A 14512-nucleotide genomic window follows, 5' to 3' on the forward strand; every position below is an offset into this window, starting at 1 on the left:
ATGAATGCGACGGGAAAATACCATCCGATAGATTGCGATCTTCATGATTATCTGGAGGTCGCCTGCCTGTACCATTATTGGTTGCGTATTGAGCTAACCGATGGCACGTGTATGGATGCCAGAGCGTTGACCACCTGCACCACCAGAGATAAAGAAGAATTTCTGCTGGTGGAATGCCATGACGACCAACAAAAAATTCGTCTGGATCGTTTGTCTGCGATCGCTACGCTGACGGCCGGGGCGACGTTTAGCGTCGTGAGCTTTCGTTGAGTAACGACGCAACAAATTCGCTGCTGCTATACGGTATAAATACGAATGTCATGCGCCTGGAAAGCCGTGGCATACTCTTTGCTGATATTTTCCTCCACGACAATCACATCAATATTGCTGCTTTCGGTGACGACATAACGGGCGACGGCCGGGATCTTTTCCGCCGTCAGTGCGACGATAGTTTCATTGCACTGTTTGATTACCGCCTTTTTGAACTCGCAATCCGCATAATCAAATCCGGTTAAGCCGGATTCTGGCGACATCGCGCAGCCGCCAATAAATCCCTGATCGAATAAGATGTTCTGCACTTGTGCGGTAGCGGTGGACCCCACACATCCTCCCGAGGATCTCTGCACCGCGCCGCCCAACATGATGACCTCAAACAGCGGTTTTTCCAGCAAAACGGCGGCAATCTCTGGTGAGTTGGTCACTACGGTTAATGCCAGTTCGGCGGGCAGAGCTTCAGCCATCGCTAAATTTGTGCTGCCCGTGTCGATAAAAATGCAGCTTCCGGATTTGACCAACCGGGCGCACCTCTGCGCGATACTGCTTTTTTTCGCCATATTAATGCTCTTGCGTACGGCGATGTCTTCGGATTCAGGAAGGGTAATGACCGCGCCGCCATAAACCTTTTTACACACGCCATCTTTACTCAGCTCATGCAGGTCGCGGCGGATCGTATGTTCAGAAACGCCTAACCGACTGGCGAGCTCGGAACAAATAACTCTGCCGTTTTCCTGCAAGATCTGATAGATAAGCGCCTGGCGCTGTTCCGGGAAAGCAGCATAATCGAGCATAAATACTCCAGTTAAATAAAAATATCGAGCAGAATCACGCATGATCGTGCATTATGATTAACGATGTCAACATTCTTGAGAACATACTGTTCGGAATATAACGAGAAGAGGTTCGCGATGAAGATTGCGCATATGGCTTTATGGACACAGGATCTCGAGCAGCAAGCGCGTTTCTGGGTCACGTTCTTTGACGGCAAGATTAACGAAAAATACTGCAGTAAAACCAACCCTGGATTTGAATCTTATTTTGTTCGTATTGGTGATGAGATTGCGATTGAAATAATGACCAAACCGGGCCTGACAAGATGGCAGCCAGACAATAATACCTGCGGATGGGTGCACCTTGCACTCTCTGTCGGCTGCGCGGCAAAAGTTGATGCCATCGCGAAACGCGCTCAGGAACAGGGGATTTTAATTTCTGCTCCACGAACTACCGGTGATGGCTATTACGAAGCGGTAATACGAGATCCTGATGGTAATTTCATTGAGATTGTCGCCTAAAGTTGTACAAATTTCCCAGCTGATAAATGGCATCGGTGGCTGATTATTGATGAATATTGTTCATAGGTTCGTTCTTATTTAACCCTCTAATCATCGGTGCGTTGGGTCTCTATAATTTTACTGTTTCAGTACCCACCGGCAGTACGCTGGCGTTATTTTGGAGAATCAAACATGCAACATCATCTGGATGCCAGACAGCAGGCAATCATACCTATTGCCGCGTTCACCGCTACAGGTCAGAGTGAAAAACTGGATGCAGCATTAAATGCCGGGCTGGATGCGGGACTCACCCTCAATGAAGCGAAGGAAATTCTGCAACAGCTCTATGCTTACTGCGGTTTCCCCCGCAGCCTGAACGGACTTGCTTGTTTAATGTCCGTGGTTAAAAACCGTAGAGAAAGAGGAATTACCGACCCAGAGGGAAATCCGGCCACGCCGCCGACGGAGGGCTGGGACAGTTTCCTGGCGGGGAGTTGCACCCAGACCCAGCTCGTCGGACATCCGGTCAGTGGGCCGCTGTTCGATTTTGCGCCTGCTATTGATGTCTGGCTAAAGGCACATTTATTTGGCGATATTTTTCAGCGTGATGTCCTCAACTGGAAGATGCGGGAGCTGGCGACGATTTCTGCGTTAGCGGCATTAGGCGGTGTGGACAGTCAACTGAAGAGCCATTTTGCTATCTGTCTGAATATCGGCATTACCACTGACCAACTCATTGAATTTATTGCAATACTCGAACAGCATTGTGGTAGTGAGATAGCAACTAATGCCCGCGCGGTTGTTGATGAATGTCGCGGTTAAGGTAATACCTAATCCCTGAGGAAATCTTAATGGTCATGAACGTGAAGGGTTATGCCGCTCTGGCGGTGAAAGAAGATCTGGTTCCACACAGCTTTGTTCGTCGCGATCCGCGCGAAGATGACGTGGTGATTGATATCTTATACAGCGGTGTTTGTCACTCAGATATCCACAATGCCTATAATGACTGGGGCGGGGCTAAGTATCCGATGGTGCCGGGACACGAAATCATTGGCCGTGTGGTGCATGTCGGGAAGTCGGTGACCAAATTTGCCGTAGGCGATCTCGCCGGGGTTGGCTGCATGGTTGACTCATGCCAGCACTGTAGCGCCTGCGAACAGGGGCTAGAGCAATATTGCGAAGAGGGTAACACGCTCACGTATAACGATATCGATCGTCATGATGGCCTGCCTACCTTCGGGGGCTATTCCGACAAGATTGTCGTTACCGAAAAGTTTGTTGTGAAGGTTCCAGAAGGGATAGATTTACGCGGCGCCGCGCCGCTGCTTTGTGCCGGGATCACCACATGGTCGCCGCTGCGTCACTGGCAGGTTGGAGAGGGCAGTAAAGTCGCGGTTGTTGGGTTGGGCGGCCTCGGGCATATGGCCATCAAACTCGCTAACGCATTGGGGGCTGAAGTTACGCTGTTCACGCGTTCGCCAGATAAAGAAGCAGATGCCAGACGTCTGGGTGCCAGTCACGTTGTGCTTTCCACTGACCCTGAGCAGATGAAGGCCGCCGGTAATCAGTTTGATCTGATTATTGATACTGTCCCGTATGTCCACGACCTGAATCCCTATATCCCAACGTTGGCGCTAAGCGGTACGCTGGTGCTGGTTGGCTATCTGGGCGCATTGGATCCGTTCCTGAATACGGTTCCACTGATTCTCGGGCGGAAATCCGTCGCGGGTTCGGTTATCGGTGGGATTGCAGAAACGCAGGAAATGTTAGATTTTTGCGGCCAGCATGGTATTACAGCCGATGTCGAAGTGATCAATATTCAGGATATTAATAGCGCCTGGCAGCGGATGTTGAAAAGCGATGTGAAATACCGCTTTGTGATTGATATTGCCTCGCTGAAATAACGCTAAAAAAGACGCGGATTTCCGCGTCTTTACGTTTGTTAGTGTGTCGATGGCGATACTTCAGGATTATCCATATACAGCGTCTGGCTGGGGAAGGCGAAGTCGGCGCCGTTTGTCTGGACTATCGAAATAATTTTCAAATAAACGTCCTGTTGTACCGCAAGCCATTCCTGCCATACGGTAGTTTTCGTGAAGCAGTACACCATGATATTTAACGATGAATCAGCAAATTCATTGAAATAGACCAGTAGAGTTTGTTTCTGGTCTATCCCCGGATGATTTTGCAGCATTTGTCTGACCGCCTCGACAACTGCCCCAATTTTATCGGCATCTTCATATCGCAATCCGATCACCGTTTTGATTCTTCTGTTGGTCATACGCCCTGGATTTTCTACGCTGATTGAGGAGAAAATCGAGTTTGGGACGTACAAGGGGCGATGATCGAAGGTGTTTATTTTGGTCATTCGCCAGCCAATTTCTGTCACTGTGCCTTCAATATTACGGTCCGGGGAACGGATCCAGTCACCGATGCTAAACGGTCTGTCGAAATAGAGCATAATGCCGGAGAAAAAATTGCTCAGAATGTCTTTACCTGCCATACCTACAGCGATACCACCGATGCCGCCAAAGGTTAGCAGACCCGATAAGCTCATGCCGAAATGTTCGCCATACAGCAAAATGATGGCGACCACGATGGTAATCTTAATGATCCGCGACAGGATCCTCGCGCTGGTAATATCTCTGCCTTTATTAATCTGCGTCTTTTCAAACTGATTAATCACCAGAAAAAGTTTGATTGTCAGAATCAGCGCAATTAACGAGGTGCAGATAAAATCGACTACGCTGGGAGAGATAAATTTCAGGTCGTAACTCTCGATCACGTTATTGGCAATACTGCCGAAGGTTCCAATGATAATGGCATAGACGAAAAATTGTGCCGCATGAAATATGAACCCTTTGCAACGTCTTTTACCACGGTGAAACCAAACGCTCATCAGCACCAGTGCGGTAAAGCAACTGAGAATTACCGTCAAATTAAACGCATTATTCATAAACAGTTCAGCGATCATGATCCTTCCTGGCAGCTCCGTGGTTGCTAAATATCATCTGACATCCCGCTCATCGGATATTTTACGCAGTTTTGGCGCTCAGATCATTAATCAAAGGGCGAGAGAAATAATGCAATCAGCGCTATTTTCAGCGCAATCACGCAGGCGTCACTGATGAAGGGGCGTTATGTAGCAGACAGTAAGCTGATGTCATGGTATTGTTAGCGCAAAGTAACAAGATTTTCATCTGCAAAAGGACAGTACTATGATCATGGCTAAGCTGAAGACAGCGAAGGGACGAAAGTTTTTGTTGTGCCTGCTTGGAGTGTTTATTATCGCAGCGTCGGTAGTCACGCGAGCGACGATCGGCGGCGTTATTGAACAGTATGACATTCCGCTATCCGACTGGACCGCCTCAATGTATGCCATTCAATCTGCAATGATTTGTGTCTACAGCATGGTGTTTACCATTCTGCTGGCCATCCCGCTGGGCATCTATTTCCTTGGTGGCGACGAGAAACACTGAGTGTTTGTCATGCCGGATGAATATCCATCCGGCATTGTATGGTGTGGTTAGTCGTCTTCGTCGTCATCCAGTTCAACTGGCGTCTGATACTGATCCGGCTTGATAACCAGCAGGTCACAGCGTAGATGATCGATAACCTGCTCAGCAGTATTACCGAGGAATGCAGCAGAGATACCGGTACGTCCGACGGTACCCAGGACCACGATGCCCGCCTGTAAGTGTTCGGCTAAATCAGGAATAACCTCTTCAGGCAATCCTTTTTCAACGTGCGTTACTTTCTCATCGATACTGAATTTCTGGCGTAATGCCTTCATTGCCAGCAGATGCTGTCCACGGATCGCATCGTTATATACGCTGGGATCAAATTCAGGGAGCTCAATCGCAATGTTTATGGGGGTAACAGGGTAGGCGCCAACCAGATGCACTTCGGTATGGTTAACCTGTTCCGCCAGTTGCAGCGTTTCTTTGACCAGTTTTTCATTGAGCGCGTTGTGATAGGCCTCTTCACTGGCGAGGTTCACCGCAACCAGGGCTTTACCGCCTTCAGGCCACGGCTGGTCTTTAACCATCCACACCGGGCTTGGGCATTTACGCAATAAATGCCAGTCGGTCGGGGTGAAAATTACGGCTTCCAGACGGTCGTGTTGGTGCGCCATTTTTAGCACCAGGTCATGCCTGGCGCTAATGACTTCCTGGATGATGGCTTCAAAGGGACGGTTGTGCCAGACCACTTTGATCTCAATAGGGATCCCTGCTTCGATGTAGTATTTCGCTTGTTCACGAATCCACGCTGTTCGCTGGCTGATGACACCCTGACGCATTGCTGTACGCTCATCGGGCGACAGCAGGGTAGTCATCTCATAGGAAAAGTCATAGATCGGCAAAAAGGCTTTAATTTTGCCACCAATCCGTTGATGCAAATAAACAGCTCGCCGTAATGCTGGTTGATCGTCCTGGTTAGGGTCGATGACGACCAGCATATTTTTATACATAGCCATACAGGGTCTCCTTACAACTGTCATCGCAGTTTGTAATTAAAAGAGTAACCCAATAATGTGGATTGAAACAGGGGAGAACCTCCTGCCAGATCAATAAATCGGGAAAATTTAGTGATTTGACAGAAGGATAACAGAGATACTTGCAGAACGATTATGCAACGTTACGCGTGTGGCCAGCAAGAACTGCCAGCGCATCGCTATTCTCAATAGTGATGTATTTGCCTTTTACCGCCAGCATACCGCTTTTCTGGAAACGCCCCAGCAGGCGGCTAATAGTTTCAACCGTCAGACCGAGGTAGTTACCGATGTCGCCACGAGTCATGGTCAGACGGAATTCACGAGGCGAGAATCCACGCTGGGCGAAGCGGCGGGACAAATTGTAAATAAAGGCCGCCAGGCGCTCTTCAGCGTTTTTCTTCGACAACAGCAGGATCATGTCCTGGTCGCCTTTGATTTCGCCACTCATCAGACGCATCATCTGTTGACGCAGATTCGGCATTTTGCCGGACAGGTCATCCAGAGTTTCGAAAGGAATCTCACATACCATTGAGGTTTCCAGAGCCTGGGCAAAGCTCGGGTGATGACCGCTGCCAATCGCGTCAAAACCTACCAGGTCACCTGCCAGATGGAAACCGGTGATTTGCTCATCGCCTTGCTCGGTAATGGTATAGCTTTTAATCGTTCCGGAGCGGATAGCATAGAGTGATTTAAGTTCATCACCTGCTTTAAAGAGCGTCTGCCCCTTTTGGATAGGCTTTTTGCGCTCGATGATGTTATCGAGCTGGTCAAGCTCATGCTCGTTAAGTGTGAACGGGATGCAAAGCTGGCTGATGCTGCAATCCTGGCAATGGATAGCACAACCGCCAGACTGAATGCGCCGTATAATTCGCTTTTCCGGGATCATAGGTCTGCTCAAGCCGTAATTGATATTTGTCAATTTTAACATCTTTTTGGTGAGCACGTAAGCCTGAGCTACTCCCAATAGAGAATAATTCAGGCATAACTGGGTTGAATGTTTGTATCTACCTGATTAACCGTACTTTATTTAAGGCTGTATTATGTGGAAGTGTGATGAATAAGGCATTAATTGCCTGGATTCTAGAGTAGTAAATAGCCTTCATGACGCAATAGCCACTCTTTTCGCTGCACACCGCCGGCATATCCAGTCATAGTACCGTTACGCCCAATGACGCGATGACAAGGCACGACAATACTTACCGGGTTTGACCCATTCGCCGCCCCGACGGCTCTGGCAGCGCCAGGGCGTCCCAGTTGTTCGGCCAGTTGACCATAATGCATGACTTGTCCACAGGGAATGGTACGTAACGCTTGCCAGACTTCACGCTGGAAGGGGGTACCCGCGGTGGCGGTTTCCAGTGTGTCAATAATGCTAAGGTTGCCGGCAAAATATTCAGCCAGCTTATCACTCAATCCGCCAGGGTTTTTGGCAGCGATACGCTGATAACCTTCATCGCGGTAATGAATGTCCAGCAACTGCACCATACGATCGCTGTGTTGATCCCATTCGACCGCGCGCAGACGAAATTGCTCATCGCAAATGATCCACAGCGGGCCCAGCGGAGTGGCGATGGTGTCTTCCAGTAAGTTCAGCATCCGTTTCTCTCATTGCAACATTACAGGCAAGATGACACATTATCACGCCAGTTATCGTCGCAGCTATACCTCTAAAATGGATATCCGTTTGTTGGAAGTAGATCGCTTCCACTGCGTGAACCTGGTGAATTATTGGAAATAATCGTAAACCGTTGTCGGTATAATAGTGCACGGTTATGATAAGACCCGTCGCAATACGCTGGAGGATGAAACATGAACCTTGATGACGCATCGTTGTTTCTTGACGCGATGGGGGATGTTCAACCGCTGAAAAGCCGCACCGAGGTGCACTGGCAGCCCACACGCAATCTCCGCGCTCCGGCTCGTATTGATACGCTGCAATTGGATAATTTTCTCTCAACGGGTTTTCTCGATATTGTCCCGTTGAGCGTACCATTGGAGTTTCGCCGCGAAGGTTTGCAGCACGGTGTGACTGACAAACTACGAACCGGTAAATATCCGCAGCAGGCGAGTCTCAATCTCGTCCGTCAGCCCGTTGAAACCTGTCGTCAGATGCTCTTCAGTTTTATTCTGCAGGCGCAGCAAGAAGGATTGCGTAACGTGTTGGTGATACACGGCAAGGGGCGCGACGATAATTCTCATGCCAACATTGTTCGCAGCTATGTAGCGCGTTGGCTGACGGAATTTGAAGATGTACAAGCCTACTGCGCCGCACTGCCGCATCACGGCGGCAGCGGAGCATGCTATGTGGCATTACGTAAAACCGCGCAGGCAAAACAGGAGAACTGGGAGCGTCACGCTAAGCGCAGTCGCTGACCGACATAAACATCAGGCGGCCAGCACCCGGTTCCGCCCTTCGTTTTTGGCTTTGTACAGCGCGTCGTCAACGCGTTTGAATAGCTCATCGATGCTTTCATTCGTTTCGTGCCGCGCAACGCCAATGCTGACGGTAAAGCGGGGAAGGCCAGGAAGCGTCACCTTGGCCACCGCCGCGCGTATTACTTCTGCGAGATTAAGGGCAACCTCCAGTGAGGTTCGCGGCAGAAGGAGTACAAACTCTTCACCTCCCCAGCGAAAAATTAGGTCGTCTTTTCTCGCGCAGGACTCCAGCGTTCGCGCCAGAGCGCAAAGCACATCGTCACCTCTTAAATGACCGAAGAGATCGTTAATGCTTTTAAAGCGATCGGTGTCGATTAACAGCAGGCTGTAGTCCTGCGTCAATGACATCGCGTGCGTCTGATGTGGTTCGGTTACCTGATAAAAATGTCGGCGGTTCAGTAATCCGGTCAGGGCGTCACGCAGGGCCGCTTGTTCGAGTTCCTGCTCCAGCCTTTTTTGTTCAGTAATGTCATGAATAATGCACAGCATGAGCTTATTGCTGTAGATTTCGATCGGCCCGGCATAAGTTTGTACGTGACGTAAGGAGCCATCTGCAAGCTTATGGACAAAATGCAAGGGCTTATGACCGCCGGGCAGGTGGGCGATTTCATGCATCACCGGTAGGATATGACGGCCCAGCATGTTGATTTCCCATGTATGTTTCTGGCACATCACATCATGGCTGTAACCATAAAAATTCAGTGCGCTGAGATTCGCATCGACGATCAAACCATCGCGGGACGGATCGATAAGTAACATCGGCGCCGCATTGGTCTGGAAGAAGCGCGCGTAAAATCCCTGCTTGTTTCGCTGATAGTTCGCAGAACGACTGGCTTTCAACCCCTGCGCGGTCGGTGTTTCAATGCCTTCGAAAATAATGATGTCCCCCATATCCGGGAGCGACTTAATGGACAGGCGGCTGGCCATCGCGATTTCTTCACCGTTGCGATAAACCGTGAGAATTTCCACAATAGGGTGATGATTTTTCAAGTCACTGAGATACATGGTTAAATCATTTTGGGCATATGTCGAGAATATGCCTTTTCGCAGTGTAGCAAAACAGGAATCCTGCATTAGCTCCCGTGCAACGGTATTAGCGAACACAAGTTCTTCGGTATGTGGTGAAACAATCCACACCGGAAGAGTTAATAAGTCCAGTGAGTGCAGCGCGGTTATACTCATCGATAATCCCGTTATCTTATCTGCTGTGTTGCCCATTTAATGGCGAATGTTTTTATATTACCGTCTCATAATGTTATTGATTGTCGGTGAGACAAGGGGATACAACTGGCTTTAGTCTGATGTTGTTATCAGTTCATGCTACAGGCTATGCCAATAATAGTAGACACTATTTTGGTATTTTTACTGTTATCGCTAAAATCTTTGGCAAATAGACTTTCAATTTTTAATGTCAGTGCTGGACGTGATTTAATCATCAATATATTTGAATGAATGGCGCTGGAATCATCAATAAAAATGGTGATCCCCATACACACTGTCGCGCCACCAGATACCCGCCAGAAGGTAGATCAACGTCGGCCAGAGATCGCCACCTTGCTGTACTCATGCTTTTACAATGTGTATTAGTTAGAACATGAAAATATTGATATTAATGCGGTAATGCTTATATAAGCATTCATGCTAATTATAATTCTGTACATTTTGTATTCTCTGCGTGCTCACCATCACAATAATCTGATAACAAGCCTGGCAATCATTTTTTGTAGAGCAAACCACCAGATTAAGACAAATAATCAGCATCATTCTGTGATTTAAGTGAAAGGGCTGCCGACTCTTATTGAATATTCGCCTTTTGTATCAGGGTAATGGCAATTTGCATGGCAGGTGCTATAAAAAATAATATTCACCTCATTTTCTTGGTAAACAGGGCTAAAATGTTAAATAATATTAGCGTCAGGACTTTTATTGTTTTATTTCTGGTAATAACAGCAGTGACTCTTAATGTGGTGGAGATAATACTTGCAGCCGGTATTGATGTTATTATTGGCAGCAATTCGGTAAGCATTATTTCTCTATTATGTCTGTGGTGGTATATGACCAAATATCTGGTGATGCCGATTAATACGGTTAAAAGAAGTATTGAAGAGGTTACGTCCGGAAATCTGGCGATCAGCATTCCAGAATTTGGTAATAACTGCGCGGGTAGACTTATACCAGGCATCAATAGCTTATCAAGTAATATTTCAACACTTGTGAATGAGATCAGGATATCCTCACAAACGGCGATGGCGCTCTCAGAACAGCTTGCAGAACGCAGCGCTGTGCTTTCAGTGAAAACAGAACAGCAATCCGGAGCATTAATGCAGACGGCTGCCAACATGGATGAGATCGCGGTGAATACGCGAAATAATGCTGATAACACGCAAATAGCCAGCGCTCAGGCGACAATTGCTACGCAGTGCGCCCGACAGGGAGGAGAACTAATGGTGCAGGTAGCGGCAAATATGCGTTCAATCACCGAATGCGCGGAGCAGATGACCGAAATTATTACGCTGATAGATGGTATCGCATTCCAGACAAATATTCTGGCATTGAATGCAGCGGTGGAAGCGGCGAGGGCCGGGGAGCATGGAAAAGGGTTTTCCGTTGTGGCTGGTGAAGTAAGGAAGCTGGCGCACCGCAGCGCAGATGCAGCTAAAAATATTAAACAGCTGATTGCCCAGACTCATCAAAATGTTCAGCAAGGCGCGGCTATCGTACGCGAAGCAGAAAAAAATATGCAGGATATCGTCGGGGGCGCCGGACAATTAAGCCAGTTGATGGGCGAGATATTAACGACCACCCAGGAGCAGGAGAAAGGGATTATCAGGATCACTCATGCTCTGGCCGAACTGGAGAACGTAACCCAAAGTAATGCCGCCATGGTGGATGAGCTTTCTGATTCCTCGGGCATCCTGAAAAACCAGGTGATTGATCTCCAGTCCCGAACCCATCAATTTCGCTTAAGTAAAACTCTTGAGCCTGCAATACGCCAGCGAGCATAACAGGATCTCTCTCACCACAAGCGTCGCATTCGTCGGCGCTTTTTCTGTTATCAGATACTTTTATGAATCATTTCAGCGCAATGGGACAATGAGATATTGCTTAACCCATTCTGACGGCTAGACTATCGAAAAAAGCTGAATGTTTGTGGAGGCGCTGTGGAAGCCATTAAGGGAACGGATGTTAATGTGCCGGATGCCGTGTTTGCCTGGCTGCTGGATGGCCGTGGCGGGGTGAAAACGCTGGAAAATAACGATGTTATCGACGCTCAGCATCCCTGCTGGCTGCATCTTAATTATACCCATTCTGAAAGTGCGCAATGGCTGGCGACCACGCCTCTGCTTCCTAATAATGTGCGTGATGCGCTGGCGGGTGAAAGTACGCGCCCACGTGTAAGCAGAGTCGGGGAAGGTACGTTGATCACGCTGCGTTGTATTAATGGCAGCACCGACGAGCGACCTGACCAACTGGTCGCTATGCGCTTATATATGGATGAACGTCTGATTGTCTCAACGCGCCAGCGCAAAGTACTGGCACTGGATGATGTGGTCAGCGATCTCCAGGAAGGTACAGGGCCGGCTGACTGCGGTAGCTGGCTGGTGGATGTCTGCGATGCGTTAACCGATCATGCCAGCGAGTTTATCGAGCAACTGCACGACAAGATTATAGACCTGGAGGATAACCTGCTCGATCAGCAAATCCCCCCGCGTGGGTTCCTGGCATTACTGCGCAAGCAACTGATTGTGATGCGCCGCTATATGGCGCCTCAGCGCGATGTCTATGCGCGCCTGGCGAGTGAGCGTTTAGCCTGGATGACCGACGATCATCGGCGACGGATGCAGGATATCGCCGACAGGTTGGGAAGAGGGCTGGATGAGATAGACGCCTGTATCGCCCGGACCGGTATCATGGCGGACGAAATTGCGCAGGTTATGCAGGAGTCTCTGGCGCGCCGAACCTATACAATGTCCTTGATGGCGATGGTTTTCCTACCCAGTACATTTTTAACCGGACTGTTTGGCGTTAACCTCGGTGGTATCCCCGGCGGCGGCTGGCAGTTTGGTTTCTCATTTTTCTGTATTCTGTTAGTGGTCCTGATTGGTGGTGTTACTTTATGGTTGCATCGTAGTAAATGGTTGTAACAACAACATTTTTTAGTGGCTTTTGCGCATGAAAACGGCCAGGTTTTTGAGCGAAGTCAATAAACCATCTACCTATTCGGGGCAATATCTCACTCGCAGGTGAATGCAACGTCAAGCGATGGGCGTTGCGCTCCATATTGTCTTACTTCCTTTTTTGAATTACTGCATAGCACAATTGATTCGTACGACGCCGACTTAGATTAGTCGGCTTTTTTTTGCCTGCAGGAAATCAGCGTCTACCCTAAAAGAGTCAACCTGATGACTGGAGGGCTATATGACCTGTCTGATTGCAATGCTACAGTGGCAAGTACCAAACGCTGATTCGCTACCCACCGACCCGGTTCCTGTTCCCGATCCGCTACCTCGTCCGCAGCCGATGCCGGATCCGCCACCGGATGAGGAGCCGATTAAATTGTCGCATCGCGGGCGCAGATCTGCGAGGATACGCGCCTGCTGAATGTGAGTTTTTACCGCGAGATTAAATTGTGACCGCTTTTTCAACCCTGAATGTTTTACCTGCCGCCCAACTCGAGAACCTCAACGAGCTGGGCTACCTTGAAATGACGCCTGTTCAGGCTGCTGCGTTACCGGCAATCCTGGCGGGGAGGGATGTTCGCGTGCAGGCTAAAACCGGCAGTGGCAAAACGGCTGCTTTTGGTCTGGGGTTGTTGCAGCATATTGATGCCGCGCTGTTTCAGACGCAGTCTCTGGTGCTGTGCCCAACGCGTGAGCTTGCCGACCAGGTGGCAGGGGAACTGCGTCGTTTAGCGCGCTTTCTGCCAAATACTAAGATCTTAACCCTGTGCGGCGGCCAGCCCTTTGGCGCACAGCGTGACTCCCTGCAACATGCGCCACATATTATTGTCGCCACGCCGGGGCGTTTACTTGACCACCTGCAAAAAGGCACCGTTTCTCTGGATGCCCTAAATACGCTGGTGATGGATGAAGCCGACCGTATGCTGGATATGGGGTTTAGCGACGCGATTGATGAGGTGATCCGCTTTGCGCCTGCGTCACGTCAGACCTTGCTTTTTTCTGCGACCTGGCCGGAGGCGATTGCCGCCATCAGCGGCCGGGTACAGAAAGATCCGCTAACGATCGAAATTGATACGGTTGATGCGCTGCCAGCTATTGAACAGCAGTTTTTTGAAACGTCCAGCCACGGCAAAATTCCGTTGCTGCAAAAATTGCTCAGCCAGCACCAGCCTGCATCCTGTGTGGTTTTTTGTAATACCAAAAAAGATTGTCAGGCCGTATGCGATGCACTGAATGCGGCGGGGCAAAGCGCACTCTCATTGCATGGCGATCTTGAACAGCGCGATCGCGATCAGACGCTGGTACGTTTTGCCAACGGTAGCGCACGTGTACTGGTCGCTACCGATGTGGCCGCGCGTGGCCTGGATATCAAGTCGCTGGAACTGGTGGTTAATTTCGAACTGGCGTGGGATCCGGAAGTTCATGTCCATCGTATTGGCCGTACCGCTCGCGCTGGCAACAGCGGTCTGGCGATTAGCTTCTGCGCGCCGGAAGAAGCGCAACGTGCCAATATCCTGGCTGAAATGCTGCAGCTAAAACTGAACTGGTTGCCTGCGCCGGGCAATGGTTCAATTCTGCCGCTGGACGCTGAGATGGCCACGTTATGCATTGATGGCGGTAAAAAGGCTAAAATGCGTCCCGGCGATGTTCTGGGCGCTCTGACCGGTGATATTGGTCTGGCTGGCGCTGATATCGGCAAAATCGCCGTCCATCCGGCGCATGTTTACGTCGCTGTTCGCCAGACTGTGGCGCATAAGGCATGGAAACAATTGCAAAACGGTAAGATTAAAGGCAAGACCTGCCGCGTTCGTTTATTGAAATAAATGCGCGTCGGAGCGCCTGATGGCGCTCCG

At 49.4% G+C, this 14512-nt stretch carries 16 protein-coding genes; 10 read left to right on the top strand and 6 right to left on the bottom strand.

Annotation, left to right across the window (positions count from 1 at the left end; translation table 11 throughout):
• Positions 1 to 270, top strand: coding sequence for a Rho-binding antiterminator (locus tag M4I31_RS11040; protein ID WP_085048128.1), 270 nt, complete (start codon positions 1 to 3; stop codon positions 268 to 270).
• 26 nt (positions 271 to 296) lie between these two features.
• Here the strand turns inward: M4I31_RS11040 and M4I31_RS11045 are convergent, their stop codons facing one another.
• Complete coding sequence (locus M4I31_RS11045; RefSeq protein WP_085048129.1) at positions 297 to 1067, bottom strand: DeoR/GlpR family DNA-binding transcription regulator; 771 nt, start codon at positions 1065 to 1067, stop codon at positions 297 to 299.
• 117 nt (positions 1068 to 1184) lie between these two features.
• Between M4I31_RS11045 and M4I31_RS11050 the strand changes: the two genes are divergently transcribed.
• The 3 genes from M4I31_RS11050 (at position 1185) to M4I31_RS11060 (ending at position 3451) form a co-directional block, all read left to right on the top strand.
• The gene (locus M4I31_RS11050; protein WP_085048130.1) at positions 1185 to 1568 is read left to right on the top strand and encodes a VOC family protein; all 384 of its coding nucleotides are present in this window, start codon (positions 1185 to 1187) and stop codon (positions 1566 to 1568) included.
• 120 nt (positions 1569 to 1688) lie between these two features.
• Entirely contained in the window at positions 1689 to 2369 is a 681-nt protein-coding gene (locus M4I31_RS11055; protein ID WP_256470074.1) for a carboxymuconolactone decarboxylase family protein, read from the top strand.
• Between the two features lie 29 nt (positions 2370 to 2398).
• On the top strand, positions 2399 to 3451 hold the full coding sequence (locus M4I31_RS11060; RefSeq protein WP_085048132.1) for an NAD(P)-dependent alcohol dehydrogenase: 1053 nt from the start codon (positions 2399 to 2401) through the stop codon (positions 3449 to 3451).
• A 38-nt stretch (positions 3452 to 3489) separates the two neighbouring features.
• Here M4I31_RS11060 and M4I31_RS11065 read toward each other — a convergent pair whose 3' ends face one another.
• Positions 3490 to 4521 carry a mechanosensitive ion channel family protein gene (locus M4I31_RS11065; RefSeq protein ID WP_085048133.1) on the bottom strand — a complete coding sequence of 344 codons (1032 nt, stop codon included), beginning with the start codon at positions 4519 to 4521 and terminating at the stop codon, positions 3490 to 3492.
• Between the two features lie 244 nt (positions 4522 to 4765).
• Between M4I31_RS11065 and M4I31_RS11070 the strand changes: the two genes are divergently transcribed.
• Positions 4766 to 5026: a DUF2534 family protein gene (locus M4I31_RS11070; RefSeq protein WP_038640840.1), complete on the top strand. Its 261-nt coding sequence runs from the start codon at positions 4766 to 4768 to the stop codon at positions 5024 to 5026.
• 47 nt (positions 5027 to 5073) lie between these two features.
• Here the strand turns inward: M4I31_RS11070 and uspE are convergent, their stop codons facing one another.
• The 3 genes from uspE to ogt form a co-directional block, all read right to left on the bottom strand.
• A complete protein-coding gene (gene uspE, locus M4I31_RS11075; protein ID WP_038640838.1) occupies positions 5074 to 6024 on the bottom strand; it encodes a universal stress protein UspE in 951 nt (316 codons plus the stop codon).
• Positions 6025 to 6175: 151 nt separating this feature from the next.
• On the bottom strand, positions 6176 to 6928 hold the full coding sequence (fnr, locus tag M4I31_RS11080) for a fumarate/nitrate reduction transcriptional regulator Fnr (RefSeq protein WP_003020397.1): 753 nt from the start codon (positions 6926 to 6928) through the stop codon (positions 6176 to 6178).
• A 194-nt stretch (positions 6929 to 7122) separates the two neighbouring features.
• Entirely contained in the window at positions 7123 to 7638 is a 516-nt protein-coding gene (gene ogt / locus M4I31_RS11085; protein ID WP_085048134.1) for a methylated-DNA--[protein]-cysteine S-methyltransferase, read from the bottom strand.
• 213 nt (positions 7639 to 7851) lie between these two features.
• On the opposite strand from ogt, the gene smrA reads away from it, so the two are divergent.
• A complete protein-coding gene (smrA, locus tag M4I31_RS11090; RefSeq protein WP_038640833.1) occupies positions 7852 to 8415 on the top strand; it encodes a DNA endonuclease SmrA in 564 nt (187 codons plus the stop codon).
• Positions 8416 to 8427: 12 nt separating this feature from the next.
• Here smrA and M4I31_RS11095 read toward each other — a convergent pair whose 3' ends face one another.
• Positions 8428 to 9660, bottom strand: a complete 1233-nt coding sequence (locus M4I31_RS11095; RefSeq protein ID WP_085048135.1) for a sensor domain-containing diguanylate cyclase — start codon at positions 9658 to 9660, stop codon at positions 8428 to 8430.
• A 713-nt stretch (positions 9661 to 10373) separates the two neighbouring features.
• Between M4I31_RS11095 and M4I31_RS11100 the strand changes: the two genes are divergently transcribed.
• From M4I31_RS11100 to dbpA, 4 genes are all read left to right on the top strand, one after another.
• A complete protein-coding gene (locus M4I31_RS11100; RefSeq protein WP_085048265.1) occupies positions 10374 to 11483 on the top strand; it encodes a methyl-accepting chemotaxis protein in 1110 nt (369 codons plus the stop codon).
• 156 nt (positions 11484 to 11639) lie between these two features.
• Positions 11640 to 12623, top strand: coding sequence for a zinc transporter ZntB (zntB, locus tag M4I31_RS11105; RefSeq protein WP_038640826.1), 984 nt, complete (start codon positions 11640 to 11642; stop codon positions 12621 to 12623).
• Positions 12624 to 12915: 292 nt separating this feature from the next.
• Complete coding sequence (locus M4I31_RS11110) at positions 12916 to 13080, top strand: hypothetical protein (protein WP_369708829.1); 165 nt, start codon at positions 12916 to 12918, stop codon at positions 13078 to 13080.
• A gap of 28 nt (positions 13081 to 13108) precedes the next feature.
• On the top strand, positions 13109 to 14482 hold the full coding sequence (gene dbpA, locus M4I31_RS11115; RefSeq protein ID WP_085048137.1) for an ATP-dependent RNA helicase DbpA: 1374 nt from the start codon (positions 13109 to 13111) through the stop codon (positions 14480 to 14482).
• The last annotated feature ends 30 nt before the right edge of the window (positions 14483 to 14512 follow it).

The organism is Citrobacter sp. XT1-2-2 (assembly GCF_023516235.1).
Classification (GTDB): Bacteria; Pseudomonadota; Gammaproteobacteria; order Enterobacterales; family Enterobacteriaceae; genus Citrobacter; species Citrobacter werkmanii.

Bases quoted from the DNA above. Each gene is read 5' to 3' on its own strand.
- M4I31_RS11040 (WP_085048128.1), top strand. From the start codon at position 1: ATGAATGCGACGGGAAAATACCATCCGATAGATTGCGATCTTCATGAT.
- M4I31_RS11045 (WP_085048129.1), bottom strand. From the start codon at position 1,067: ATGCTCGATTATGCTGCTTTCCCGGAACAGCGCCAGGCGCTTATCTAT.
- M4I31_RS11050 (WP_085048130.1), top strand. From the start codon at position 1,185: ATGAAGATTGCGCATATGGCTTTATGGACACAGGATCTCGAGCAGCAA.
- M4I31_RS11060 (WP_085048132.1), top strand. From the start codon at position 2,399: ATGGTCATGAACGTGAAGGGTTATGCCGCTCTGGCGGTGAAAGAAGAT.
- M4I31_RS11065 (WP_085048133.1), bottom strand. From the start codon at position 4,521: ATGATCGCTGAACTGTTTATGAATAATGCGTTTAATTTGACGGTAATT.
- M4I31_RS11070 (WP_038640840.1), top strand. From the start codon at position 4,766: ATGATCATGGCTAAGCTGAAGACAGCGAAGGGACGAAAGTTTTTGTTG.
- uspE (WP_038640838.1), bottom strand. From the start codon at position 6,024: ATGGCTATGTATAAAAATATGCTGGTCGTCATCGACCCTAACCAGGAC.
- fnr (WP_003020397.1), bottom strand. From the start codon at position 6,928: ATGATCCCGGAAAAGCGAATTATACGGCGCATTCAGTCTGGCGGTTGT.
- ogt (WP_085048134.1), bottom strand. From the start codon at position 7,638: ATGCTGAACTTACTGGAAGACACCATCGCCACTCCGCTGGGCCCGCTG.
- smrA (WP_038640833.1), top strand. From the start codon at position 7,852: ATGAACCTTGATGACGCATCGTTGTTTCTTGACGCGATGGGGGATGTT.
- M4I31_RS11095 (WP_085048135.1), bottom strand. From the start codon at position 9,660: ATGAGTATAACCGCGCTGCACTCACTGGACTTATTAACTCTTCCGGTG.
- M4I31_RS11100 (WP_085048265.1), top strand. From the start codon at position 10,374: ATGTTAAATAATATTAGCGTCAGGACTTTTATTGTTTTATTTCTGGTA.
- M4I31_RS11110 (WP_369708829.1), top strand. From the start codon at position 12,916: ATGCTACAGTGGCAAGTACCAAACGCTGATTCGCTACCCACCGACCCG.